22 protein-coding genes are annotated in these 26,080 nt (G+C 68.1%); 17 read left to right on the top strand and 5 right to left on the bottom strand.

Going from position 1 to position 26,080, the window contains the following annotated elements; genetic code table 11:
- Positions 1-2: 2 nt before the first annotated feature.
- Positions 3-857, bottom strand: a complete 855-nt coding sequence (locus LFM09_RS22600; RefSeq protein WP_414098512.1) for a fumarylacetoacetate hydrolase family protein — start codon at positions 855-857, stop codon at positions 3-5.
- Positions 858-1,186: 329 nt separating this feature from the next.
- Between LFM09_RS22600 and LFM09_RS22595 the strand changes: the two genes are divergently transcribed.
- Both LFM09_RS22595 and LFM09_RS22590 read left to right on the top strand, forming a co-directional pair.
- Positions 1,187-3,787, top strand: a complete 2,601-nt coding sequence (locus LFM09_RS22595; RefSeq protein WP_414098511.1) for a S8 family serine peptidase — start codon at positions 1,187-1,189, stop codon at positions 3,785-3,787.
- A gap of 51 nt (positions 3,788-3,838) precedes the next feature.
- Positions 3,839-4,762 (top strand): N-acetylglucosamine kinase, encoded by a 924-nt coding sequence (locus LFM09_RS22590; RefSeq protein ID WP_414098510.1) that lies wholly within the window; start codon positions 3,839-3,841, stop codon positions 4,760-4,762.
- On the opposite strand, the gene LFM09_RS22585 is transcribed toward LFM09_RS22590, so the two are convergent.
- Positions 4,757-5,671 carry a LysR family transcriptional regulator gene (locus tag LFM09_RS22585; protein ID WP_414098642.1) on the bottom strand — a complete coding sequence of 305 codons (915 nt, stop codon included), beginning with the start codon at positions 5,669-5,671 and terminating at the stop codon, positions 4,757-4,759. The two genes, LFM09_RS22590 and LFM09_RS22585, sit on opposite strands and share 6 nt — an antisense overlap.
- 204 nt (positions 5,672-5,875) lie before the next feature.
- Between LFM09_RS22585 and LFM09_RS22580 the strand changes: the two genes are divergently transcribed.
- From LFM09_RS22580 to LFM09_RS22555, 6 genes are all read left to right on the top strand, one after another.
- A complete protein-coding gene (locus tag LFM09_RS22580) occupies positions 5,876-6,670 on the top strand; it encodes a 2-amino-3,7-dideoxy-D-threo-hept-6-ulosonate synthase (protein ID WP_414098509.1) in 795 nt (264 codons plus the stop codon).
- On the top strand, positions 6,667-7,734 hold the full coding sequence (locus LFM09_RS22575) for a 3-dehydroquinate synthase II family protein (RefSeq protein ID WP_414098508.1): 1,068 nt from the start codon (positions 6,667-6,669) through the stop codon (positions 7,732-7,734). The genes LFM09_RS22580 and LFM09_RS22575 overlap by 4 nt, the downstream gene beginning before the upstream one ends.
- 1 nt (position 7,735) lies before the next feature.
- On the top strand, positions 7,736-9,070 hold the full coding sequence (locus LFM09_RS22570; RefSeq protein ID WP_414098507.1) for a class I adenylate-forming enzyme family protein: 1,335 nt from the start codon (positions 7,736-7,738) through the stop codon (positions 9,068-9,070).
- A 24-nt stretch (positions 9,071-9,094) separates the two neighbouring features.
- Positions 9,095-9,343, top strand: coding sequence for a hypothetical protein (locus LFM09_RS22565; protein ID WP_414098506.1), 249 nt, complete (start codon positions 9,095-9,097; stop codon positions 9,341-9,343).
- Positions 9,344-9,488: 145 nt separating this feature from the next.
- Positions 9,489-10,064: a DUF5753 domain-containing protein gene (locus LFM09_RS22560; RefSeq protein WP_414098505.1), complete on the top strand. Its 576-nt coding sequence runs from the start codon at positions 9,489-9,491 to the stop codon at positions 10,062-10,064.
- Positions 10,048-10,251, top strand: coding sequence for a DUF397 domain-containing protein (locus LFM09_RS22555; protein WP_414098504.1), 204 nt, complete (start codon positions 10,048-10,050; stop codon positions 10,249-10,251). The genes LFM09_RS22560 and LFM09_RS22555 overlap by 17 nt, the downstream gene beginning before the upstream one ends.
- On the opposite strand, the gene LFM09_RS22550 is transcribed toward LFM09_RS22555, so the two are convergent.
- A complete protein-coding gene (locus LFM09_RS22550) occupies positions 10,175-10,831 on the bottom strand; it encodes a DUF3159 domain-containing protein (RefSeq protein ID WP_414098503.1) in 657 nt (218 codons plus the stop codon). The two genes, LFM09_RS22555 and LFM09_RS22550, sit on opposite strands and share 77 nt — an antisense overlap.
- A gap of 127 nt (positions 10,832-10,958) precedes the next feature.
- On the opposite strand from LFM09_RS22550, the gene LFM09_RS22545 reads away from it, so the two are divergent.
- The 7 genes from LFM09_RS22545 to LFM09_RS22515 all read left to right on the top strand — a co-directional run bounded on the left by LFM09_RS22545 (position 10,959) and on the right by LFM09_RS22515 (position 19,499).
- Positions 10,959-12,170 (top strand): ROK family protein, encoded by a 1,212-nt coding sequence (locus tag LFM09_RS22545; protein WP_414098502.1) that lies wholly within the window; start codon positions 10,959-10,961, stop codon positions 12,168-12,170.
- 16 nt (positions 12,171-12,186) lie between these two features.
- Positions 12,187-13,515 carry an ABC transporter substrate-binding protein gene (locus LFM09_RS22540; RefSeq protein ID WP_414098501.1) on the top strand — a complete coding sequence of 443 codons (1,329 nt, stop codon included), beginning with the start codon at positions 12,187-12,189 and terminating at the stop codon, positions 13,513-13,515.
- A 12-nt stretch (positions 13,516-13,527) separates the two neighbouring features.
- Positions 13,528-14,502 (top strand): carbohydrate ABC transporter permease, encoded by a 975-nt coding sequence (locus LFM09_RS22535; protein WP_414098500.1) that lies wholly within the window; start codon positions 13,528-13,530, stop codon positions 14,500-14,502.
- Positions 14,499-15,392 carry a carbohydrate ABC transporter permease gene (locus LFM09_RS22530; RefSeq protein WP_414098499.1) on the top strand — a complete coding sequence of 298 codons (894 nt, stop codon included), beginning with the start codon at positions 14,499-14,501 and terminating at the stop codon, positions 15,390-15,392. Before LFM09_RS22535 ends, LFM09_RS22530 begins: the two co-directional genes overlap by 4 nt.
- On the top strand, positions 15,389-16,657 hold the full coding sequence (locus LFM09_RS22525; RefSeq protein ID WP_414098497.1) for a 6-phospho-beta-glucosidase: 1,269 nt from the start codon (positions 15,389-15,391) through the stop codon (positions 16,655-16,657). Before LFM09_RS22530 ends, LFM09_RS22525 begins: the two co-directional genes overlap by 4 nt.
- 5 nt (positions 16,658-16,662) lie before the next feature.
- Complete coding sequence (locus LFM09_RS22520) at positions 16,663-17,682, top strand: N-acetylglucosamine kinase (RefSeq protein ID WP_414098496.1); 1,020 nt, start codon at positions 16,663-16,665, stop codon at positions 17,680-17,682.
- A gap of 1,034 nt (positions 17,683-18,716) precedes the next feature.
- Positions 18,717-19,499 carry an SGNH/GDSL hydrolase family protein gene (locus LFM09_RS22515; RefSeq protein ID WP_414098495.1) on the top strand — a complete coding sequence of 261 codons (783 nt, stop codon included), beginning with the start codon at positions 18,717-18,719 and terminating at the stop codon, positions 19,497-19,499.
- A 158-nt stretch (positions 19,500-19,657) separates the two neighbouring features.
- Here the strand turns inward: LFM09_RS22515 and LFM09_RS22510 are convergent, their stop codons facing one another.
- Positions 19,658-22,423, bottom strand: coding sequence for a BTAD domain-containing putative transcriptional regulator (locus LFM09_RS22510; protein ID WP_414098494.1), 2,766 nt, complete (start codon positions 22,421-22,423; stop codon positions 19,658-19,660).
- A gap of 102 nt (positions 22,424-22,525) precedes the next feature.
- Between LFM09_RS22510 and LFM09_RS22505 the strand changes: the two genes are divergently transcribed.
- Positions 22,526-23,560, top strand: coding sequence for an ADP-ribosylglycohydrolase family protein (locus tag LFM09_RS22505; protein WP_414098493.1), 1,035 nt, complete (start codon positions 22,526-22,528; stop codon positions 23,558-23,560).
- Between the two features lie 112 nt (positions 23,561-23,672).
- Positions 23,673-25,235: a purine-cytosine permease family protein gene (locus LFM09_RS22500; RefSeq protein ID WP_414098492.1), complete on the top strand. Its 1,563-nt coding sequence runs from the start codon at positions 23,673-23,675 to the stop codon at positions 25,233-25,235.
- A gap of 103 nt (positions 25,236-25,338) precedes the next feature.
- Here the strand turns inward: LFM09_RS22500 and LFM09_RS22495 are convergent, their stop codons facing one another.
- A complete protein-coding gene (locus tag LFM09_RS22495; protein WP_414098491.1) occupies positions 25,339-26,079 on the bottom strand; it encodes an FAD:protein FMN transferase in 741 nt (246 codons plus the stop codon).
- Between the last annotated feature and the right edge of the window lies 1 nt (position 26,080).

The raw sequence follows: 26,080 nt of genomic DNA, 5'->3' as shown, positions 1-26,080 counted from the left end.
GGTCACGCCTGCCCGAGGGTCTGCTTTTGCTTGCCGAGCCCCTCGATCTCCAGCTCGACCACGTCACCGGCGCGCAGATACGGCTTGGGCTCCGGCTGGCCGAGCGCCACCCCAGCGGGTGTACCCGTGTTGATGACGTCACCCGGTCGAAGGACAAGGAACTGGCTGAGGTAGCGGACGATCTCCGCCACCGGGAAGATCATGTTCTTGGTGGACGAGTTCTGCTTGATCTCGCCGTTCACCCAGAGCCGCATCTCCAGGCTCTGCGGGTCGGCGATCTCGTCGGCGGGCACGAGGAAGGGGCCGAGAGGGTTGAACGTCTCGCAGTTCTTGCCCTTGTCCCACGTCCCGCCGCGCTCGATCTGGAACTCCCGCTCGGAGACGTCGTGCGAGAGCACGTACGCGCCGACGCAGCTCAGAGCGTCCTCTTCGGACTCGAGATAGCGAGCGGTGCGCCCGATGACGACGCCGAGCTCGACCTCCCAGTCGGTCTTCACGGACCGGCGCGGGACGAGCACCTCGTCGTACGGGCCCACGATCGTGTCGGGCGTCTTGAGGAACATCACCGGCTCGCCGGGGATGTCCGCGCCGGTCTCCTCCGCGTGGTCGCGGTAGTTGAGACCGATGCAGATGACCTTGCCCGGATGCGCGAGCGGCGGTCCGACCCGCAGTCCTTCGGTGTCCAGGACCTCGAGCTCGCCGGCTTCGAGAGCGGCGCGCACGCGGTTGACGCCGTCGTTCGCGAGGAACGCGCCGTCGATGTCCGGGGTGATCGGCAGGAGGTCGAATGTGGTCCCGTCGTCGGTCCTCACTGCAGGACGTTCATCGCCGACCGGCCCCAGGCGCAAAAACTGCACGGCCGTTCCTCCTCTGGTCACACCGCACGAAATACATCGGATGTATAGCCCCGGGAGGGCACGTTCGTCTAGGTCTCGCCGTGAAGTCGTCCGATGACTAGGAGAGTTTGATCATGAATGTGGTGGCCGCATCACTCCTGGTGGGCGCACTGCTCACGCCATCCGGCCCAACCGAACGTGTAACCGTTTTCGTCGAGCTGACCTCTGCACCAGCGGTCGAAATGCGAGACGCTTCGCAGGCCCGTGGCGCACGTGAGCGCTCCTCGCAGCAGGCATCACGGGTCGTCTCCCGGTCCGGGGGCCGGGAAGTTGCCCGAACGTCGAACGCCGTGCCGGGTGTCGTCCTGTCCACGGAAAAGTCCCGACTGTCCTCTTTGTCACGCATGCCCGAGGTCCGCGCCGTCCACCGGATGGTGCCGAAGAAGCTCGCGAACGCGTCCGCCGTCCGCCTCACCAGGACCTCCGACGCGTGGAAGTCGTTCGGAAAGCTCGGCGACGGCGTCCGCATCGGCGTGATCGACACCGGCATCGACTACCGGCACGCGGACTTCGGCGGCGGTACCTACCCGAACGCCAAGGTGGTCGGCGGCCACGACTTCGCCGGCGACGCGTACACCGGGTCGTCCGGCTCCGTGCCCGAACCGGACGCCGACCCGCTGGACTGCGAGGGCCACGGCACGCACGTCGCCGGGACCGCGGCCGGGTTCGGCGTCAACGCCGACGGCACGACCTACCGCGGCTCGTACGCCGATGTCGATCTCGACGCCTTGAAGATCGCGCCGGGAACGGCGCCCAAGGCGTTGCTCTACGCGTTGAAGGTGTTCGGCTGCGAGGGCGGGACGGACCTGACCGCGAAGGCGCTGGACTGGTCGCTCGACCCGAACGGCGACGGTGACTTCTCCGACCGGCTCGACGTGGTGAACCTGTCGCTGGGCAGCGACTTCGGCGCGTCTGACGACCCCGACGCGCTGTTCGTGCGCAAGCTGACGGAGCACGGCGTGGTCGTGGTCGCGGCGGCGGGCAACGGTGGCGACTTCTACGACGTGGCCGGATCACCGGGCAACGCGCCGGACGCCATCTCGGTCGCGAACACCCGGGACGCGTTCTCGATGCTCGACGGCCTCGAAGCACAGGGCAAGCAGTGGCCTGGGCAGTACAGCGTGAACTACAAGGGGACCGTGGAGCTCACGGCACCGGTGGTGCGCCTGTCGTCCGATGTGGATGGTTGCAAGCCGATCAGCGAGCCGCTGGCCGGGAAGATCGTCTGGTTGGAGTGGGACGACAACGACGCCACGCGCGCCTGCGGTTCCGGCGCGCGCACGGACAACGCGTGGAAGGCCGGGGCCACCGGCGTCTTGCTGCCGACCACGCTGCCGGTGTTCGCGGCCGGGATCGCGGGCAACGCGCACATCCCCGCGTTCCAGCTGACGGCGGATGCTTCTCAGGCGTTGCGGCCGGCGCTGGAGGCCGGCACGTTGTCGGTCCACCTGACGTCTTCTTTGAAGCGCGCGGTCAAGTCGGTGGTGCCGTCGCTCGCCGACACGATCACCCCTTCGTCCTCGCGGTCCCGTTCGTCGATCTCGGTGGCGGCGCCGGGCGACACGATCTTCTCCGCGGCGGTCGGGACTCAGTCGGACGGCATCTCGCAGGGCGGCACGTCGATGGCTTCGCCGCACGTGGCCGGTATCGCCGCGTTGCTGCGCGAATCCCATCCGCAGTGGACTGTGCCGGAGATCAAGGCTGCGCTGATGAACACCGCTTCCGGCGTCATCCGGGACGCTGAGGGTCTTCGTGAGGCACCGATGCGGGTCGGGGCCGGGCGGGTCGACGGGCTCGCGGCGCTGTCCGCGGACGTGCTCGCGGTGGGTGACGCCTCGTTCGGCGCGGTCGAGGTGGGCGGGCCGGTGTTGACCAGCCGCACGATCCGGCTGGTGAACAAGGGAACGTCGACGATCCGCCTGCACGCAGGCTATGAGCCGATCACGTCGGTGCCGGGCGTGTCCTTCCAGGTCGCCTCGCCCCAGGTCGTGCTGCCTGCCGGTGGAACCGCGTCGGTGAACGTGCAGCTGCGGATCGCGAACCCGGCGGCGTTGCGCAAGACGCCCGACCCCACTGTCTCGCTGGCCGACGGGCGGCAGTTCCTGGCGGAGGCGTCCGGGCTCGTGATGTTCACCGGCGACCGAACGCTGCGGGTGCCGGTGTACGCGGCGCCAAAACCGGTGTCGCGCCTGACCGTGGCCGGCGGCAGGGTCGCCGGGCGGGGCCTCGACCAGCAGGACTACCAGGCGCGGATGACCGTGCTGCAGCTCGGCGCCCGCTCTGATCGACTGCCGGACTGCGGCCCCGCGCTGCAGGACAACTGCGCGATCAACCGCACGGCCCGTGGCGGCGATCTGCGGTACGTGGGCGCGACGGCGACGGAGGAACTGCTGGCGTTCGGCGTCGCGACCTGGGACACGTGGGTGAACATCGGCAGCAACATCCAGCCCGAGGTGCGGTTCTCGGTGGGCGGCAAGGAGTTCCTGACGAAGGCCGTGAAACCGACCAACGCCGACGACGAGGTGACCGAGGACCTCTGGCTGGCGCGCACCACCGACGTGGCCACGGACGAGGTCGTCGACGAACAGCCGCTCAACGGCCACGACGGTGCCGTCGACACCAACCTGTTCGACAGCGACGTCGTGGTCCTGCCGGTGTCGCGGTCCGTGCTGCCGCCCGGCCCGGTGACCTACACCGTCGGCGTGAACACCCCCTACACCGCACCCGCCGACCCCGACGATCTCGTCGATGTCGTCGAATCGGCGGTGTTCTCCTACGAGCTGGTCGTCCCGTCACTGTCCACTGTGGTCCGTCCGGGTGATCGAGTTCCTTCTGGATCGTTGGTGTTGTTCCACCACAACGCAAGCGGTAACCGGGGGTTGACCAGGTGACACCCGGTTGGGCGTGCCGCCGCTGAGCGTCTCTCGGCATACTCGGTCTTTATGGATCTGGTGGTCGGACTAGACGCAGGCGGCACGTCCACGAGGGCCTTGGTCCTCGATCTCGACGGCGCCCGCCTGGGCCAAGGCCTGGCGGGCGGCGCGAACCCGAACTCGCACCCGCCGTCGGTCGCCGCCGCGCACATCGGCGAGGCCCTCGCGGAAGCGTTGGACGGCCTGGACTCCCGCAAGGTCCGCTCCGGCGTCCTCGGCATCGCCGGCGCCTCCCGGATGGCGGATCCGGCCGTCCTGGAGCTCTTCCAAGACGCCTGGGAACGCGCGGGCCTGCACTGCCCGATGCGGGTGATCACCGACTGCGAGGCCGCGTTCGCCACCGGCACGTCGTCCCCGGACGGCACGGTTCTGGTGGCGGGCACCGGTTCCATCGCCGGCCGCATCGCCGACCACCGCATGACCGGCCAGTCCGGCGGCTACGGCTGGCTGATCGGCGACGACGGCTCCGCGTTCTGGCTGGGCCGCGAGGCCGTGCGGGCCACTCTGCGCTTGCTGGACCTCGGTGCACCGCTGGAAGGCCTGGCCACCGCTGTGCTCACGGCCGCCGGCGCCCGCAACCGCGGCCAGCTGATCACCGCGGTCAACGCGCAGCCGCCGATCAAGCTCGCCCAGTTCGCCCCGCTGGTCAGTTCCGCCTACCACCACGGCGATCCCGAGGCGTTGACGATCATCGCGTCCGCGGCCCGGCTGCTCGCGGACACGGCCTCGGCGGTGCGCGAGCCGTCCGACACCTCACCGATCGTGCTGGTGGGCAGTCTGATCAAGACCCCTGTCGGCGTGCACCTGAAGCAGGAACTGCTCAAGCGCTGCAACGCGCAGGTGATCATGGCGACGGAAGGTGCGGCAGGGGCTGCCTGGCTGGCGGCCGTCGACGTGCTCGGCCCGACGGCTCCCCGGCCCAGCAGGTCATGACGCCAGCAGGTGGTCCGCGTGCGGGGTGCGCTCCCGGTAGGCGCGCAACAGCCCCGCGTGCACCTCGTCCATGTGCGCGGCGATGTCGACATCGGTGTTCCACACCAACGTGATCCGCCGGTGCAGCGGGTTGCCGATGATCGGTTTGAGCAGCACCCCCGGCAGGTCGCGGTCGGGGAAGAAACCCGCCACGGCACCGGTGGAACGCACCAGGTCCGCCGCGGCCACGGGATCCACGCCGAAATGCGTGCACCGCGGGGTGAACCCGACGGCCGCGCAGGCCGAGTCCAGGTTCAGCCGCCCGCCGTGGTTCTCGTCCGGCACCACCCACTCCTCGCCTGCCAGCTCCGACAGCAGCACCTCGCTGCGGCCGGACAGCCGGTGGCCCACCGGGACGCCGATCAGCATGCGTTCGGTGGCCACGCCACGCCAGCCGATCGCGGCGGGGAACCGCAACCTGCTGTTCGGAAACTCCACCACGAGTGCGAGGTCGAGCTCACCGGTGCGCACGAGTTCCAGCACCGCATCACCACCGCGCTCGACGCGGGTGGTCTGCGCCACGCCGGGCAACATCTTCCGCACCACCCCGACCAGCAGCGCGGTCGGTGAACCCGCCACACCGCCCAGCCGGATACCGGAGTCACCCCGGGCAGCCAGCTTGTGCGCGGTCACCACCAGGTCGTCGAACCGGTCGACCAGGTCCTCGGCTCGCAACACGACGTGGCGACCGAGTTCGGTCAGCTCGACGCCATCCGTGCGACGCAGGAACAACGGGCCGCCGAAACTCGCCTCGATCCGGCGCACCTGAGCGGTCAGCCCTGCCTGAGCGATCTTCATTTGGGAAGCGGCCCTGCTGATGCTGCCCGCTCGTGCCACGGTCAGCACCACGTGCAGATGTCTCAGCTCCATTCGCACCGAGGAAGCGTAGGGCAGTTACCGAGCCACATACACGGCCACAAGGGTGTCACCAGATGACGCTAAGTCGCCGTTGTAAGCGCTGTTGCTCTATCAGGCCGATAACCGCGGAGTTATCGCCACCTCACACCTGCCGCCGTGCGTGAGGACTCCTCCAGGCTGCTGTTGACACCAAACGATCCAGGAGGTGTGAGGGCCATGAGGAAAGCGTTGCGGTTGCGGCGCCTTTCCCGTCCGTACGACGACAGGTACCTCTTCGTGCCGTTGGACCACAGCGTTTCCGACGGACCCGTGGTGCCGCGCGACCGATGGCAGGATCTCATCCGCGCGGTCGTACTGGGCGGCGCCGACGCCATTGTCGTCCACAAAGGACGTGTGCGCACGATCGATCCCGCGGTGCTCGGTGGATGCGCGCTGATCGTGCATCTGAGTGCGGGCACCGCGCACATGGCCGACGCCAACGCCAAAGTGCTCGTCGGCGAGGTCGACGAGGCGCTGCGGCTCGGCGCAGACGCGGTGAGCGTGCACGTCAACATCGGTTCCGACACCGAGTCCCGCCAGCTCACCGACCTCGGCACGGTCGCGGCCGCGTGCGACTCGTGGAACATCCCGCTGGTCACCATGGCCTATGCCCGCGGGCCACGCGTCGGCGACCCGAAAGACCCCGCGCTCCTCGCCCACGTCGTCAACATCGCGGCGGACCTCGGCGCGGACATCGTGAAGACGAACCTGACCGAGCCGGCGGAGGACATGGCGGCAGTGGTCGCCAGCTGCCCGATTCCCGTGGTCGTGGCCGGCGGTCCGGCCTCCGCGCACAGCATCACCGGGCACGCCCGCGCCGCGATGACGGCCGGCTGCTCGGGTCTCGCCGTGGGACGGCGGGTCTTCACCTCACCGGCCCCGATGCAGTTGGTCGCGGAGCTGGCCTCGATCGTGCACTCACCCACCGACGCAAGCCTCATCCGCGCACTGACCTGCTTGGAGAACCGGTGAAATTCGCCTGGATCGACCTCAGAACCGTGCCGGAGGCCAACCGCACGGCCGTCATCGACGCGGCGGTGCACAGCAAGATCGCCGGTGTCGTCGCGAACGACCCGGCGCTGCTGGACGACCTGCCACCGACGATCACCCGCGTGCTGTTCGCCGACGTCCCGGTCGACAGTCCCCACCTCGTCATCGAGGCCTTGCACGAGCAGGACCGGCTCGACCGGCTGTCCACCGCCTTCGTCCAGGTCAGCGACGACCGCACGCTCAAACTGGCCTGCGCGGCGGCGGAACGGCTGGACCACACCGTGGTCGCGTTCACCGACCCGACGAAGATCCCGCTGGAGATCGTGATCGCCGCCGCCCACGGCGCACCCGGCAAGCTCGTCACCGTCGTGGCCGACCTCGTCGAGGCCGCGATCGTCCTGGAGGTGCTGGAACACGGCTCGGACGGCGTGCTGATGGCCCCGAAGGACGCGTCCGACGTGTTCAAACTGGCCCGGCTGCTGGAAACCACGTCACCGCCGCTGACCCTGACCACGCTCACCGTCGAAGCCGTCACCCACAACGGCCTCGGCGACCGGGTCTGCGTAGACACCGCGTCGCACTTCCGTGAGGACGAAGGCATCCTCGTCGGTTCGTTCTCCTCCGGCTTCGTCCTCTGTTGCAGCGAAACGCATCCGTTGCCGTACATGCCGACGCGACCGTTCCGGGTCAACGCGGGCGCGCTGCACTCCTACGTGCTGGGCCCGGCGAACCGCACGAACTACCTGTCCGAGCTGCGTTCCGGCAGCAAGGTCCTCGCCGTCGACGCCGCCGGCCACACCCGCGAGCTCACCGTCGGCCGGGCCAAGCTGGAGTCCCGCCCGATGCTGACCATCACCGCGCGGTCGCCGGAGAACGTCGAGGTCAGCCTGATGGTCCAGGACGACTGGCACGTCCGCGTCCTCGGCCCAGGCGGGAAAGTCCGCAACGTCACCGAACTTCAGCCCGGCGACGAACTGCTCGGCTACCTCGCCCCCGAACAACGGCACGTGGGTCTCCCGATCGGCGAGTTCTGCAAGGAGTCATGACATGCGCGCGTTCGTCAACGACCTGATGCATCGGCACGGCGACGACGTGCCGATCTTCACGCACCGGAACACCGTCACCCACGGCGATCTGCGCGCCGACGTCACCGCTCTCGCCGCGAGGTTCGCCGGGGTGCACGGTGGGAGCACGGTCGCGGTTCAGGTGCCGCCGAGCTTCAGCCAGCTGGAGACCGTGCTGGCGTTGTGGAGCCTCGGCGCCCAGGTGATCTCGATCGACCACCGGTTGAAGCCGGCCGAGGTGGACGTGCTGCGGTCGCTGACACGTCCCGAGTTCTTCGTCAGCCAGCGGGGAAATCCCGCCGACGGCTTCCAGGAGCGGTACGAGCTGGAGGTCTCACCGGCACCCGGTGCCCCTGCCGCGACCCCGCACCGCCTGGTCCAGTTCAGCTCGGGCTCGACCGGCAGACCGAAGGTGATCGGGCGCAGCACCGAGTCGCTCATCGCCGAGGTGGCCCGCTTCGAAGCGTCAGAAGGCATGGTCCGAGGCGGCGAACGCTTGCTGCTGCTCAACTCCCCCGCCCACAGCTTCGGCCTGATCGGCGGCCTGCTGCACGCTCTCGCGGCCGGAGTACACCTGGTGTTCGCGGAAGAGCCTTCTGCGGAAGCGATGCTGCGCCAGGCCCGCGTCCACGAGGTCGACTTCGTCACCGGTCTGCCGTTCCACATCGACCTGCTGGCCTCGGCACCTGACCGGGACTCGTTGCGCACGGTGCGCGGCGCGTTCACCGGCGGCGAGCTGATGCCGCAGGAGGTGGCCGACAGGTTCGCCGCCGCCTACGGGTTCCCGGTCGGCGAATGCTTCGGCACCACCGAAACCGGCGCTCTGACCATCGCGGTGGACGGCACGGTCCGCCCATCGGTCGGCAAGCCGATGCCGGGCGTCACGGCACGCGTGCGCGACGGCCTGGTCGAGGTGGCGCTGGAGGAAACGCCGTACCTGTACGAGAACGACGCGACGCGGTTCTCCGGCGGCTGGTTCCGCACCGGCGACCGCGGGGAGTTCGGTGCCGACGGCGAGCTGCGGCTGCTGGGCCGCGCGGACTCGCTGGTCGTGGTGCGCGGCAACAAGGTCGACCTGACCGAGGTCGAGCACGTGCTCCGAGAACACCCGCTGGTGACCGAGGCGGTCGTGACGGGGTCCGGGGGCATCCAGGCCTACGTGGGCACCACCAGCGAAACGCTCACCGCACACGAGTTGTCCGAGTGGTGCACGCAATGGCTCGCCGAGTTCAAGCTCCCGACGCACTTCCACGTCCTGGACACGCTGCCCAGGACGTCGAGCGGCAAGCTCCTCCGCAACCCACGTCCAGCGTCCTGACCTGCAGTTGCGTAGGGTGCAGCCGTGCTTCACGTTCTCGCGGCCGAACCCAGCGCCGGCTACCTCATCGGTCGGTTGATCGGGTACCTGATCATCCCGATCCTCATCGTCGTCGTGATCATCGCGGTCACCGTCAGCCGGAAGAACGCCCGGATGCGGCACCAGCAGCAGATGCAGCAGTACTGGGCGCAGCAGCAGTACTGGGCCCAACAGCAGCAACAACAGCCGCCGTACCCGCCGCAGCAGTACCCGCCGCAGCCGCCTCAGCCCTGAGCTCTGGCTACCTCAGCAGTGCTTGACGTAGTTCGTCGGTCCGCAGTAGCGCGAGAAGTTCCGGAGATTCACTGAACACGACGTCAGCACCGGGACTGAACGCCTGCCGCAACATGGACTGACACACTGACTCCGGACGAGTTCGATGAAGAGTTCCGCGCGTGGTTCGCGCTGCGCGATCCGGAGAAGGCGGGCGCGGAACTGGTCGACGCTGCGGCGACGAGCGATGCTGTTGGAAGGATGTTCGCGGTCCACCTCATCAGGGCGAACGCACGCACCTTCAGTCAAACCGGACGACGTCCCCACAGTCGCCGCTGCCAGAGCGGCACGAGCGAACATGCTGGAACCCGGCCGGAAGTTCACGTTCTTCGTGCACGAACAGGCGTTGTGGCTGCCGGTCGGCGGCATGGAGGTGTGGCGAGAGCAGCTCGCCCACCTGCTCAGGATGTCGGTGCGGAAGTACATCAGCCTGCGGGTCGTACCTCGCTCAGCGGGCATGCACGCGGGCACGGCAGGCGATTTCCGGATGATGAAGTTCCCGAAGTACCCGCCGGTCGTCTACGTCGAGAGCGTGAACTACTGCCTGTTCTTCGACGACGCGGACACCATCAAGATCAACGATGACATCCTGACGGCCCTCGCAGCCCTCGCCCTGACTGAGGAAGAGTCAAGGGCGGTGATCGACAACATCCTGGAGGGCTCGGATGACCGCTTGGCGTAAGAGCAGCTACAGCGGCGGCGGCAACAACTGCGTCGAGGTCGGTCGCAGCGTCGGCATTCGGGACAGCAAGGCACCAGCGACCCACATCCCCCGTGTCGGCGGACGCCTGGTCAGCGTTCCTGAGGTCCGTCCGCTGAATCCTGCGGATGACGGAAGCCGGGGTGGCCGGCCGGCAGAGCGCGCCTGAGCAGCCACCCCGACACCGCGATGCACACGATCTGCAGCGGCCACGACAACACAGCGCGCAACGTGCCCAGCCAGATGACCTGAGCCTCCAGCCACAACGGCGTGAACACCGCCACCCGCAACACGTACTGCCCGACCCAGGCCCATGACGCGACTGAGTAAGCGCGCAAAAGGGCAGGATCTCGACGCCACCGCGTCTTCTGCCCGAGAAGCGTGCCCACCACCACGCCGAGCAACGGCCACCGCAGCGCGATCGAGCCCGCCCACGCCAGCGCAGAGGCCACGTTGGACAGCAGCTGGATCAGGAAGAAGTCCTCGACGCGGCCCGTGTACAAGGCGATCAACGCGGCGGCCACCACCAGCAGTACGGACAAGATCACCGCGCGGGGCTTCTCGCCGCGCACGAACCTGATCACGCCGATGACGACGCCGCAAAGCACTGCCACCACTGCGCCTGCGCCGATCGAGTGACCCCAGATCAGCCATCCCGCGACGAACGCCAGCGGCGGCAGGGAGGCGTCGAGGGCGCCGCCCCGGCCTCCGAGCAGTGATACCAGCGACTCCTGGCGCACGTCCGTCATGCTTCCAGACTGCCTTAGGTGAACCTAAGTCAGGTAACGGACCCATATCGGGGATTGACCGCGGTGAACCAGGTCACTACCGTCTCCACGAAATCGTCTGGAAAGTTAACAGACAGGAGCGGACCTAATGCGTGCCGGAAGCCCACGACTGCTGCGGGAGATCAACGACCGCGCAGCCATCGAGGCTTTGCTGCGCAACGGGCCGCTGACCAGGTCGGAGTTGGAGGGCCTGATCGGTCTCTCCAAGCCGGCGACCGCACAGCTGCTCACCCGGCTGGAAACCGCCGACACCGTTGTTCGCAACGGACTGCGCGGCGGAGGACGCGGGCCTCGTGCCCAGCTGTGGTCGGTCAACGGGGCCCTCGCGCACATCGCGGCCATCGACCTCACCCCCGAGACGGTCGACATCGCGATCGCGGACATCTCCGGTGCCGTGCTCACCGAGCACAAGGCGCCGATGCCCGTGAAGCACGGTGTGCTCGAGGCGTTCGTCAGTGCGGTCGGCAAGGCGTGCGGGCAGGCAGGCCTCGCGCCCGACCAGTTGCTGCACGTCGTGGTGGGCTGTCCGGGAGCGGTGAACCCCGCGAACGGCGAACTCGCCTACGCACCACATCTGCCCGGCTGGAGCGGTTTCGACATGCCCGGCCGGTTGCGGGAGCAGCTCGCGACCTCGGTGAGCGTCGAGAACGACGTCAACCTGGTCGCACTGGAGGAGATGGTCGCCGGACGGGCCACCGAGGTGCGCGACTTCGTCGTCATCTGGCCCGCGGACCTCGTCGGTGCCGCTGTCGTGATCAACGGAGTGCTGCTGCGCGGCGCTTCCGGTGGCGCGGGCGAGATCGACGGGCTGATGATCCCCGACCGCGCCTCTGCCGACACCGACACGGACCGCTCCGGCGGCACGTTCGGTGAGCTGCTCAGCAACGCGTCGATCTGCAAGCTCGCCAGGGCTCACGGGCTCGCCGCGCGCAACGGCCACGGTGCCGTGCGCAAGGCGTTGGCCGCGGGGCCGGCGGGCCGGGAGTTCATGGCCGATCTCGCCAAGCGCATCGCCACGGGCGTGGCTAGCGTCGTCGCGGTGCTCGACCCGGAACTCATCCTCCTGTCCGGCGACATCGCCCAGGCAGGCGGAACCACGCTCAACGACCTCGTTGCCGCGGAACTGCGGCAACTGGTGGTGCCGAGGACACCCGTCCAGCTGGCGTTGGTGACCGGGAAGCCGGTGCGCAGCGGCGCACTGCACTCGGCACTGGCCGTGGCGCGCGAGACGGTGTTCGGTCTGCCGGCAGCCACCACGGCTCCATTCCGCGGCCCTGTGGTCGCCGGGTCCCCACGTTGATCGAGAAGGAGTGCACATGCGCAAGCACACCCGTGCTGCCTTGCTCTGTGTCGCCGCAGCGCTGACCCTCACCGCATGTGCGGCGGGCAAGGGTGGCGGCTCCACCACCGACGGTGCTGCCGCGGCCCCCGGTAAGGACGACAAGCTCACGCTCACGGTCTGGAGCAACTACTCCGACCGCGAGTACGAAGAGGTCACCAAGGCCCTCAAGACGTTCAACAAGAAGTTCCCGAACATCGAGATCAAGCACGAGGGCTCGCAGGACGACGACAAGATCACCGCGGGGATCCGGTCCGGCAACACGCCGGACGTCGCGCTGTCGTTCACCACCGACAACATCGGCCAGTTCTGCTCCTCGGGCGCGTTCCAGGCGCTGAAGCCGTACATCGACCGCGACAAGGTCGACCTGAACCAGATCTCCCCCGCGGTTCGGGAGTACACCGAGTACAAGGGCAACCGCTGCGCGATGCCCATGCTCACCGACGTGTACGCCATGTACTACAACACGGACAAGTTCGCCGAGGCCGGCGTGACGGCGGCGCCGAAGACCCTGGACGAGCTGTTCGAGGCCGCGAAGAAGCTGACCAAGAAGAACGCGGCCGGTGAGATCGAGGTCGCGGGTTACCTGCCCACCATGGGCTTCTACGCCAACCGCCCGACCATCCTGGCGCCGTCGTTCGGTGCCGAGTGGGAGAAGGACGGCAAGTCGGCGCTCGCCTCCTCGCCCGGCTTCACCGAGATGATGACGTTCCAGAAGAAGCTCGTGGACTTCTACGGCTACGACGCTCTGGAGCGCTTCCGCGCCGGTCTCGGCCAGGAGTACTCGGCCGACCACGCGTTCCACCAGGGCAAGATCGCGATCATGATGGACGGCGAGTACCGCACCGCCTTCCTCAAGGCCCAGGCGCCGCAGATCAAGTTCGGCACGGCTCCGTTCCCGACCTGGAAGCCCGCCGACTACGGCACCGCCTTCACCACCGGCACGATCATGGGCATTCCCAAGGGCGCCAAGAACCCCGGCGCCGCGTGGGAGCTGATCAAGCACCTGTCGTTCGACACCGACACGATCGTCGACCTGTCCAACGCCATCAAGAACGTGCCGAGCACCAAGGCCGCGATGGAGAGCCCGAAGCTCGAGGTCGACGAGCAGTTCAAGACGTTCATCGACCTGGCCAAGAGCGACAAGCTCAAGGGCAACCCGGTCACCCCGATCGGTGACGCGCACATCAAGGCCGTCACGGACTTCTCAGTGTCCTACCAGTCCGGCAAGGTCACCGATCTGCAGGCAGGCCTGAAGGAAGTCGACAAGAACATCGACGACCAGATCACCAAGAGCGGTAAGTAAGGAATCCGCGCGATGACCGCCACGCTAGGCGCTCGGCCCGCCCCCGGCAGGGGGCGGGCACGTGCCCGCCACCGTCTCGCCGTGCTCGGGTTCATGGCCCCGGCAATCATCGGCTTCGTCCTGTTCTTCGGCTATCCGCTGGTCGCCACGGTCATCTTCAGCTTCACGAAGTACGACCTGATCAACCCGCCGGAGTTCAACGGACTCGCCAACTACGAGTTCATGTTCAAGGATCCCTTGCTCACCAAGGCGATCGCGAACACCTTGTGGTTCGTCGTGGTGCTCACGATCGCGCGGACGGTGTTCGCGCTGGGCGTGGCATCGGTCATCGCACGTCTCAAGTCGGGCGTCGGTCTGATCCGAACGCTCTGCTACCTGCCTTCGCTGGCACCGCCGGTGGCCGCGACACTCGTGTTCTTCATGGTGTTGCGGCCCAACGGCGGCCCGATGGACAGCGTTCTCGGATGGTTCGGGGTCGACTCGCCGCTGTGGTTCTCCGACCCGGCGTGGGCCAAGCCCGGCATCACCGCGATCATGCTGTGGATCTCCGGCGACCTGATGATCATCATCCTGGCCGCGATCCTCGACGTGCCGCAGGAGCAGTACGAAGCAGCTGAGCTCGACGGCGCGGGCCCGATCCGCCGCTGGTGGCACGTCACGCTGCCGACGATCTCGCCGGTGCTGCTCTTCGGTCTCGTGAACTCGGTGATCCTGGCACTGCAGCTCTTCACCCAGGCGGTCGTCGCGGGGTCGGCCGGCTCGGGAGCTGCGGACGCGACGGGATCGACCAAATATCTCGGTTATCCGGACAACGCCACGTTGACGTTCCCGGTTTACCTGTACACGCAAGGCTTCCGCTACTTCGACATGGGCTACGCGGCCGCGATGGCCACTGTCCTGTTCGTCATCTCGTTCGCCGTGACCATCGTCCTGGTCCAGCGGATGCGCAAGAACTCCACCGCTGAGGAAGGGGGTCCGGGAGCATGACCGCCACGCTGACCAAACCACCGGTCGACGTCGCAGCGGATCCGGAGCAGCCGCCGCGCAAGCGCGATGTCGCCGGCTTCCTGAACTGGGTCGCCACGCACTCGATCGGCCTCGCCCTCGGCCTGATGTTCGCCACGCCCGTGGTGTTCGTCTTCCTCACCGCGGTGATGTCCGACGACCAGGCGTTCACCTCGGACCTGTGGCCGCGCGAGTGGCACTGGGAGAACTTCGTCGAGGTCTTCGACAAGGCCCCGCTGTTCCAGTACCTGATCAACAGCCTCACGTACTCGCTGCTCGCGACCTTCGGCATGCTGATCTCGTCGATCCCCGCCGCCTACGCGCTGGCGAAGCTCCGGTGGCGCGGCCGCAACGTCGCGTTCCTGCTGGTCATCGGCGCGATGATGCTGCCGCCGCAGGTCGTCGCCGTGCCGCTGTACGACACCTGGTCCTCGCTCAACCTGACGGGCACGCTGTGGCCGTTGATCGCTCCGTACTTCCTGTTCGACGCATTCAGCATCTTCTTGCTGCGCCAGTTCATGCTCACGATCCCGCAGTCCTATGTGGACGCAGCGCGCGTCGACGGCTGCTCGGAGTTCCAGGCGCTGGTGCGGATCATCGTGCCGATGGCCAAGCCGGGCATCGCGGCCACCGCGCTGTTCTGCTTCCTCTTCACCTGGAACGACTACTTCGGCCCGTTGCTCTACACCGGCGAGGCGAAGGACAACTGGACGTTGTCGCTGGCGCTGGCGACGTTCAAGGGCATGCACATCGTCCAGTGGAACTCGTCGATGGCGGTGACGTTCCTGACGATGATCCCGGCCGTCGTCCTCTTCGTCTTCGCCCAGAAGTCGTTCGTCAAGGGAATCACGTTCACGGGAGTCAAGGGATGAAACTCACCGTCGTCGGTGGCGGGTCCACCTACACACCGGAGCTGATCGACGGCATCGCAGGCCGTCGCACCAGCCTGGCGGTGGACGAGATCGTCCTGGTCGACCCGGACGAGCACCGCCTGTCGATCATCGGCCCGTTCTGCCAGCGCCTGCTGCAGCACGCGGGCCACCCGGCGAAGGTGCGCACCACCACGTCGCTGGAACAGGGCGTGGAAGGCGCGTCCGCTGTGCTGCTGCAGCTGCGCGTCGGCGGCCAGGCAGCCCGCGCGTCGGACGAGACGTTCCCGCTCACGTGCGGCTGCGTCGGACAGGAGACCACCGGCGCCGGCGGCCTTGCCAAGGCGCTGCGCACCGTTCCCGTCGTGCTCGACATCGCCGACAAGGTCCGCCGCATCGCCGGCGAGAACACGTGGATCGTGAACTTCACGAACCCGGTCGGCATCGTCACCCGCGCCCTGCTGCAGAACGGCCACAAGGCGATCGGCCTGTGCAACGTGGCGATCACGTTCCAGCGCTGGACCTCCGGCCTGCTCGGCGTGGATCCGTCCACTGTGGAACTTGAGCACGTCGGCCTGAACCACCTCACGTGGGAACGCGGCGTCTACGTGGACGGCGTCGACCGCCTTCCTGAGCTCTTGGCTGACCACGTTGAGGGCCTCGCCGAACACATCGGCATCGACGGCGGCCTCATGCGTCGCCTGAACATGGTCCCCTCCTACTACCTCAACTACTTCTACAACCACGACGCCGTCGTGAAGAAGCAGCAGAACGAACCGCCGCGCGCCGAAGTGGTCGCGACGGTCGAGAAGGAACTGCTCGACATCTACAGCGACCTCTCGGTCGTGACGAAGCCCGAGCAGCTCTCGCAACGAGGCGGCGCCTACTACTCCGAAGCCGCCGTACAGCTCGTGCACGCGCTGACGGGCGGCGCGGGTGCCGAGAAGCACGTCGTCAACGTGCAGAACAACGGCACCCTGCCGTTCCTGCCCGACGACGCCGTGATCGAAGTTTCGTCCACTGTGGATTCTTCTGGTGGCGCACCGCTACCGGTCCGCCCCGTGGAACCGTCGATCTCCGGCCTGATCTCGCACGTCACCGCGTACGAGTACCTGGCACTGGAGGCGGCGATCCACGGCGGCCGAGACCGCGTGGCGAACGCGCTGCTCGCCCACCCGCTGATCGGCCAGCACGCCATCGCGGACCAGCTGGCCGACGAGCTGATCGCGCAGAACCGCGATCTGCTGCCGTGGGTGAAGGGAAACTGACAACGATGACTGACCGTGTGCTCGCGATCGACGGCGGCAACAGCAAAACCGCAGTCCTCCTGGTCGACGCGGACGGCAAGGTGCTGGCGCAGGTGCGCGGCCCCGGAGCCCCGCCCCAGACCGTGGGCATGAAGCGCGGACTGGACGTGTTCGAGGCACTGGCACGCGAAGCCGCAGCCCAGGCAGGCCTGTCCCCCGACGAGCCGATCGCCGCGCACACAGCCGCGTACCTGGCAGGCGCAGACCTACCTCGCGAAGAAGAAGACCTGACCCGCGAGATCACCAAGCGCGGCTGGTCCACCACCACCTTCGTGGGCAACGACACCTTCGCCCTGCTCCGCGCCGGCACCAACTCAGGCGTGGGCGTGGCAGTGGTCTGCGGCGCAGGCATCAACGCGGTAGGCGTGGCCCACGACGGCCGAACCCACCGCTTCCCAGCCCTGGGCGCAATCTCCGGCGACTGGGGCGGCGGCGGCCAACTGGGCAACGACGCCCTCTGGCACGCAGTCCGAGCAGAAGACGGCCGAGGCAAGCCAACCGAACTCCTCCCGGCGCTCCTCGCCCACTACGGCGAAACCTCGATCGCCAAGGTGGTCGAAAAGATCCACTTCGAGGAAATCGCCCTGGACCCGCACGCCCTCTGCCCCCTCGTCTTCGAGGTGGCAGCCCGCGGCGACGCCGTGGCCCTGGCCGAAATCGAGCGCCTGGTCGAAGAGATCGTCCTGCTCTCCACGGTCTCCCTCCGCAAACTCGACCTGATGGACGAGCCGGTGGACATCGTGCTGGGCGGCGGTGTCCTGACCAACACCGGCGACGTGGTGGTGGGCCCAGTCCGCGAACGAGTGCTGGAACAGGCCCCCTTGGCCCAAGTCCGCGTAGTGGACGTCCCCCCGGTAGTCGGCGCCGCCCTACTGGGCCTGGACACCATCGGAGCCTCGCCGGGCGCAGAGCTGAGGCTGCGCTCGGCCTACGACGACCACCAGCCAGCCACCACCTCCCCCTTGGACGTGGCAGCCAGCGGGTGACAAGACCCCGTCTCAGGGGGTAGATCGGCGGCGGCGCCCCCTGAGACGGTCCCAACCCCACTGCTCGGGGCAGATCGGCGGCGGCGTCCCGAGCAGTGGTCCCACCCCTTTCCGAGGGGGAGCTTGATCGGCGGCGGCGCTCCCCCTCGGAAAGGTCCCAACGCCCCCGCAGCACCTCACGCGCCGAGGTGCTGCGGGGGTTTCTGCTTTCAGCGATGGCGAAGAACGACCGGCTCAGCACTCATCAGCCGAGCCCGTCTTTCCCATACGGGACCACCCCACCACCGCAACCCCACTGCGGAACAGGAAGCCGCCAACGCGCCAGGGGGACGACCTACGGAACCGGCGCGCCCGAACCCACAGAGATCGACGAGGGCGAAGCCGAGGACGACGACGCCAACTCAGGCAACGAAACCGACGGCACAACAGTCGTCCCAACAACACTGCCCCGAGGCTCCACACCATCCTCCGGAGTGACCACCGGATTCGAGTGCGGAGGCGGCGTAACCACAACCGACCCAGAAGGCCGAGGCGCCACCTTCACAGCAGAAGGCACCGGCGTGAACTCCATCGGCGGCTGATCGCCACCGATCTGAACCACCTCAGGCCCCTCAGCCTCGTCATCCCCACCAGGAGCAGACCCAGGCCCGCCCCCACCAGAGGCCCCGAGCATCACCCCAGCCAAAACTCCAACGGTGACAAGCGCCACACCCAACGAGATGGACGGAAGCGGCAATCCAGAACGCACCCGCCAAAAGCTAGCGACCAAACAAGACGAATCCCCCGGATCCCCCTCAAGCTTCCCTCGATCGAGTGGTAAAAGAATCGTCACCCACAGCGACAAAACCTACGATGACGTAACCGACGGTGGCGTAACCACGGCTTGGTTGTGCATGCTGACCAGTCGCCCGCGATCGGGAGCCGCGGACGACGCCAGGCCGGGCAGGGCGTGGCGGAGCGGTTGCAAGACGGGCAAGGGCAGTGCCCGGCAGTACGGGAACAGTGGAATGCCGCACGAGCAAGAGGGGGATGTTGTGCTGCGATGGAACAGTCTGGTGTCCCTGGGGGACAGCTTCACCGAGGGCATGGACGACCCCGGCCCAGGAGACACCTACGTCGGATGGGCAGACCGCCTGGCCGGCATGATCGCCCAGAACGCCCCGGAGTTCAGGTACGCCAACCTGGCGATCCGCGGCAAATTCCTGCAGGAGATCATCGACGAACAGGTCCCACTGGCGATCTCCCTGAAACCGGACCTCGTCACCTTCTGCGGCGGCGGCAACGACATCATGGTCCCGAACAGCGACCCCGATGCCCTGGCCGAGGTCTACGAGGTAGCAGTGGCAGACCTACGAGCAGCCGGCTGCGACGTCATCATCTTCACGGGCTTCGACACCAAGAACACCCCTCTCCTGCGAAGCCTGAGAGGCAAGGTCGGCATCTACAACACCCACCTCTGGTCGATCGCCGAGCGCTACCACTGCCGCATGGTCGATCTGTGGTCCATGCACGTCCTCCAAGACCGCCGCGCCTGGAGCGAAGACCGCCTGCATCTCTCCCCGGAAGGCCACCAACGAGTCGCGCTGAAGGCCTACGAGGTCCTGGGCCTGGCCGACGACCACTCGTGGAACGAACCGTGGCCTGCCCTGGAACAAGCCGACTGGGTCACCCAGCGCAAGGCCGACCTGAAGTGGGCCAGGGAACACGTGGTCCCGTGGATCGGCAGGCAACTCAGGGGCGAGTCCATGGGCGACGGCCTCGCGCCGAAGCGACCGGAGCTTCTCCCGATCGCCAGGTGCACGGAGGAGAACTACTGAAGGAGAAGCCCGACCGGCACTCTCCCCCGAATGCCGGTCGGGCCCCTCACGCGCAGGCGCCTTACCCCCTCGGTAAATCCCCCACTCGGCGGCCTGCGGAGCCCAGATGGGCTCACGTCCACATTCCCATGCTTTGGGACCAGACGACTAAACGTCCGCTAAACCTCGGACGACAGCGAGTCCAGGGCGGCCCGGACCTCCACCGCGCGGACCGAGTTGACCTGCGCGTACAGGCGCAGCGCCTCGGTCAATTCCGCTGCCGCAGCAACCCATTCCGCCCGCCGGAGCAGTACCCCGCCCAGCACGTGGCGGCCGAAACCTTCCAGGTAGGTCACCTCGGCGACGGCTGCCTGGTCAACGACCTGGCGGGCCAGCGCTTCCGCCTCGTCCAGCGAGCCGGCCTCCAGGTGCAGCTCGGCCAGGTTCGCGAGGCCGCGGACGAAAGCGATCTGGTCACCCGAACGCCGGTACACCTCGACTGCGTGGGATTGGTGCTGCAGCGCCACATCCACGCGGCCGCGGGCCTGTTCGACCTGGGCGACGTTGTTCAGGCCGTGTGCTTCGCCGACGACGTCGCCGGACTGCTGCGCGAGCTGCACCGACTCCCAGAAGTGCAGCAACGCCTCGTCGTGGTGCTTCAGCCGGAACAGCACGTCGGCGAGTTGGGCGAGCGTCAGCACGAGGTACTGGCGCTCGCCCAGCTCGGTCGCGAGCCGGTGCGCGCGGCGAGCGTCCGGTAGCAGGACGGGTCGTCCCAGCCGGGCGTTCGTCACGTAGGTCGTGTCCAGCATCAGAACCTGGCCGAGGCGGCTCCCCGTCACCTCGGCCGCGGCCAGACCGAACCCGACCAGCGCCACCCACTCCCCGGTGAGCGCGCGTACGGTCGCGTAGGGGTGCAGCAGCCTTACCAGCTGCCACACCTGGTCGTGCAGGCCCGACTCGGCGGCCGCGTGGACGACCGAGACGATGTTGGGCCACTCCCGGTCGAACCAGGCGATCGGGTCGTTGAAGGCCGGCATCGGCGTGGAACCGTTGTCCCCCAACGCGAAGTCCAGGCCGTCCCGCGCCGGTCGGATGACGCGGCGGACGTGGTCGCACGCGACGAGGTAGTAGTTCACCAGGCGCCGCAACGAGTCCAGGTCCGGGCGGCCCGCTCCCCGCACGTACAGCCGCACCAGCTCGTGCATCGTGAACCCGTCCGGCCACGGTTCGACCAGCAGGTTCACCTCGACGAGCTGGGTCAGCCGCGATCGTGCAGACTCCACGTGGATCCGGGTCAGGGCCGCGACGGCGTGCGACGACATCCAACGGCCGGGCGCCATGCCGACGGACTGGAAGACCTCGCCGAGCTCGGACGGCAGGTCGCGGGTCGACAGGTCCAGTGCCCGCGACACCCCCACGCCTGCCTCAGGTAGGTCCAACCCACGCAACCGGTGCCCGTCGTCGGCCAGCTCCCCCACCAGCTCCTCGACCGTCCACTCCGGACTGATCACGAGCTTGGCCGCCGCCACGCGCAACGCCAGCGGCAGGCCGCCGCACAGCTCCGCGAGCTTCCGGGAAGCCGCGGGGTCTTCCACCGACAGCGGTTTGCCCAGCACGTCGTCGACCAGCAAGCGCGCGGCGTCGTCGTCCAGCGGCCTGAGCTTGCGCACCCGAGCGCTGTTCGTGACGACGAGCCGTTCCAGCTGGGAGCGCGAAGTCACCAGCACGACCGAGCCGGAACCCGGCGGCAGCAAGAACTGCACCTGGTCGAAGCCCGTCGCGTCGTCCAGCACCACCAGCACCCGCCGACGGTTCAGCAACGACCGGTAAAGCCCGACACGGTCCTCCAGAGCGATCGGCACACCGTCAGCCGGCACACCCAACGCCACCAGGAAGCGCGTGAGCACCTCACCCGGTTCCGTGTCTCCCAAAGAAGCGAACAACACCCCGTGCGGGAACATCTCGCAGTTCTCGTGTCCCCAAGTGATCGCCAAAGCGCTCTTGCCGACACCGGGCGCACCGGTCAGCACAGCGACCGTGGTGGCGAGCAGGTTCCTGGTCGCGCAAACGTTGTCCAGCCACGCTTTGTCGTCGTCCCGGCCGAACAGTCGCGACGCGGAGGCCGGCAGCAAGGCCGGCGACACGATCCCCGCACGAGGTGCGACGGGACGCGACTCGACCGGGCCGATCACGCTCAGCACGGGGTCGTCGCGCAGCACCTGCTCCTGCAGCAACCGCAGCTCCGGACCGGGATCGATGCCGAGCTCGTCCACCGCACGACGCTGGAACCGTTGGTACGCCTCAAGTGCGTCGGCCCGCTGCCCGGATCGGTACAGGGCGCGCATGCTGTGCGCCACCAGGCGTTCGCGGAACGGGAACTCGGTGCACAACCCGCGCAGCTCGCCCACGAGCTCCAGGTGCCGGCCGAGCTCCAGTTCGGCGTCGATGCGCTGCTCCAGCGCGGACAACCGCAGCTCTTCGAGGTCTGAGGTCATCGGGTCGCCCGGTACGTCTGCGAGCACCGGCCCGCGCCACAGACCCAACGCCTCGCGCAGCAAGCCCGCCCTGATGGCAGCGGGCTTGCCGCGGGAAGACGCCACGAGCTGCCGGGCGCGGTGCAGGTCGAGACGCCACGGGTCCACGGTCAGCTGATACCCGGTCGGTGTGGTGCGGATCGTCGCGGAGCCCGCGGGATCGGCCTCCTCCAGCACCTTGCGCAACCGCGACACGTAACCGTGCACGATCGTCCGCGCGGTGGCCGGCGGCGACTCCGTCCACAGCGCGTCGACGATCTGGTCGATCGAGACGGGTCGGTTCGCCTCGACGACCAGCATGGCCAGCAGTCCGCGCATGCCGCGACGGCCGAGCTGGATCAGCCGTCCGTCCGCGAGCACCTGGAGAGGACCGAGCACGCCGAACTCGAGTCCGGTTTTGCTCCGCATGCCCCTCCTCCACGCCCGCTGACCTTGTCACTTCAACAGGTGTGAGAGTCGACGTCTCAGATACAAGTACGGTTCAAGTTCGCGGGACGCTACTGTTCACCTGTGCCGCGAGATCGGAACTCCGTGGTTGACCGCGGCGCCGGGTGCCTCCTCGGCGGCGCTCTCGGTGATGCGCTCGGCGCGCCGGTGCAGTACCTCGGCTGGGCCGACATCCAGCGCGAACACGGCCCGGAAGGCGTTCTCGCACCACCGAAGCCCGCGCTCTTCACGGACGACACCCAGCTGACCCTCTTCACCGCCGACGGCTACCTGCGCGCGTGGGTGCGCGGGAAGCAGACCGGTGAGTGGGAGCCGTCGGAGATGGTGTGGCACAGCTACCGGCGCTGGTTGATCACCCAGCAGCAACCGGCCCCGGAACGGGGTTCGACCGGGCTGCTCGCAGACGAACGGCTGTACGAAAGCCGCTCGCCGGGTCTGACCTGCCTGCGCGCGCTGGCCTCGGAAACCATGTCCACTCCGCAGAACCCGCACAACGAGTCGTCCGGCTGCAACGGTGTCACCCGCACCGCACCAGCCGGTTTCGCGCCGTCCGCGGCGATCGCGTACGACCTCGGCTGCCGGTTCGCGGCGATCACCCACGGCGGCACCGGCGGCTGGGTCTCCGGCGGCGCGCTGGCGTTGCTGATCCACCTGCTCGCGGTGAAGGGCCGGCCGTTGCGCGAGGCGATCGACCAGGTCATCGGCCGGGTGCTGCGCGACGACACTTATACGGCGACGGTGCTGACGCGGGCCGTGGTGCTGGCGGAGGAACACGACGGCTCGTCGTCCGTGCGCGTCGACCGGCTCGGCAGCGGCTGGACCGGCCCGGAAGCGCTGGCGATCGCGGTCTACACCGTGCTGACGCACCCTAAGCCGGTGCAGTTCGTCGACGCGATGCGCGCCGCGGCGAACCACTCCGGCGGCAGTGACGCGACGGCGGCGTTGACCGGCAACGTGCTCGGCGCGCTGCACGGCTGCGAGGCGCTGCCCCGCGACTGGCTGAGCGGCCTCGAGCTGGTGGACGTCCTGGACGAGATGGGCCGCGACCTCGGCCGGTCCGCGGTCAACATCGAGTTCGACGAGAGCCGATACTCCTGACCAGGATGTTTTGTCCAACCCCGCACTGAAGGTTGGACAAAACATCCAGTGGTCGAGGTCTCAGGCGGCTTTGTAGCGTCGGCGAACCATCCCGCCGCCGCAGGAGACCTCCATGGCCGAGCACTCCCCGCCGTCGCTCACCCAGGTCGAGACCAACGGCATCGAACGGATCCCGGACGCCGAGCGCACCGCGACACCGTTCGACCTGTTCCGGCTGGCCTTCGGCGGTGCCAACACGTTCTCCACCTGCGTGCTCGGCGCGTTCCCGATCCTCTTCGGACTCTCCTTCTGGCAGGGCTTGGCGGCGACCCTCCTCGGTGTGATCGCCGGCGCGTTGATCCTCTGCCCGATGGCGATCTTCGGCCCGGTCAACGGCACGAACAACGCGGTCTCGTCGTCGGCGCACCTCGGCGTCCACGGCCGGATCGTCGGCTCGTTCCTGTCGCTGCTGACCGCGGTGGCCTTCTTCTCGCTCGCCGTCTGGAGCTCCGGCGATGCGCTGGTCGGCGGCGCGCACCGGTTGTTCGGCTTGCCGCGCAGCACCTTCTCCTACGCGCTGGCGTACGCGCTGTTCGCCGGTCTCGTGCTCGTCGTGTGCACGTACGGGTTCCGCTTCATGCTCTTCGTCAACAAGATCGCGGTCGTCTCGGCGACGCTGCTCTTCGTACTCGGCGCGGTGGCTTTCGCCGGCGACTTCGATCCCTCGTACGCAGGCACGATCACCCAAGACCTGTTCTGGCCGGCGTTCATCGGCTCGGCGCTGATCGTGCTGTCGAACCCGGTGTCGTTCGGCGCCTTCCTCGGTGACTGGTCGCGCTACATCCCCGCGAGCACCCCGCACCGCCGGGTCGTCGCCGCCGCGTTCCTGTCCCAGGTCGCGACGCTGGTGCCGTTCGTGTTCGGTCTGGCCACGGCCAGCATCATCGCCGCCACGACACCGTCCTATGTGGAGAACCAGGACTTCGTCGGCGGACTGCTGGCGATCGCACCGCAGTGGTTCTTCCTGCCGGTGTGCCTGCTCGCCCTGATCGGCGGGATGTCCACCGGCACCACGGCGCTCTACGGCACCGGTCTGGACTTCTCCTCGGTGTTCCCGCGGCTGTCCCGCGTCCAGGCAACGGTGCTGGTCGGCACGCTGGCCATCGTCTTCATCTTCCTCGGCCGCTTCGGGTTCGACCTGGTGCGCAGCATCTCCACGTTCGCCACGCTGATCATCACCTGCACCACCCCGTGGATGGTCGTGATGATGCTCGGCCTGTTCACCCGGCGCGGCTGGTACGACCCGGAGGCGCTGCAGGTGTTCAACCGGCGCCAGCGCGGCGGCCGGTACTGGTTCGCGCACGGCTGGAACTGGCGGGGAATGACGGCCTGGTGGGTCGCGGCACTCGCGGGCGTGCTCTTCACGAACATCCCCGGCCAGTTCATCGGGCCGCTGGGTGATCTCGCCGGCGGCGTGGACGTCAGCCTGCCGCTGTCGATCGTCGTTGCCGCGGCGCTGTTCCTGGGGCTGCTCTTCGTTTTCCCGGAGCCTCGCGCGGTCTACGGTCCGGCCGGCCCGCGTCTGGTGCGCGCCGTGGACGTCGTTGTCCCGCCGATCACCGGGCCCGGAAAACAGGAACAGCCCGTGGAGAGCGCTCCCGAATTCGCTCACCCACAGGCTGTGCCGCACGAGTAGTTGATCAACAGCAGGCCGGGTCTTGCCCCGAGCGCGAGCTCCGATCCAGCTCTTGATCAACGAAATCCGTGCCCCGGAGTCAAGGCTCCGTTGGCCGGGCATGTTAACAGATGTGTACCGGAAGTCCAGGGCTGCGGAAGACCTTGCGATCTTCGTCGACGATGAAGACCTCGCAGTCCTCCTGTGCGGCCGCCCACTCGATCCCGTCCCTGCCCAGCGCAAACGCCGCTGTGGCAGTGGTATCGGCGATCGCGAGGTCCTCGGCGAAAATCGTGACCGACAGAAGTCCCGTGACCGGCTGACCGGTACGGCCGTCCAGGATGTGCTGCCCGCGTTCGTACAACGCTGATGTGGCAACGGCTCCGTCGCGCACGCCGAGCACGACGCAGAGCTGGTCGGCGATGTCGGGATGCCGAACGCCCACGCGCCAAGGCTTTCCGGCCTCGGGCTCGCCGGCCACGACGACGTCGCCACCGGCGTTGATGCAGAAAGTCGATGCCCCGCCGTCGCGCAGGACGTCGGCGGCGCGCTGCACGGCCCAGCCCTTCACCACCGCGCACGGGTCGAGCCCGCGTCCCGGCACCCGTGCCGTGAACGCGCCGCCGGTCGACTCCTCGTACCAGTCGCACAAGGAGAGGACCTCGACCAGATCCGGGGTGAGCTCTTCCCTGGTGAGCTCACCCCGGTCCAGCCTGGACACCTCGCTGTCGGGCTTGAACGGCGAGAACTGCTCGTCGGCCGCTCGCAACCAGGCGAACGCCTGCTCGGCCAGTGCGTCGTCGCCGTCACGCAGGTCGACCGAGATCGGCAGACCCATGATCTGTTCGACGCGCCGCACCGACATC

Source organism: Lentzea alba (assembly GCF_047445655.1).
Classification (GTDB): domain Bacteria; phylum Actinomycetota; class Actinomycetes; order Mycobacteriales; family Pseudonocardiaceae; genus Lentzea; species Lentzea alba_A.
Note: the sequence above shows the minus strand (reverse complement) of the source record. Positions and strands in the feature narration are given on the sequence as shown.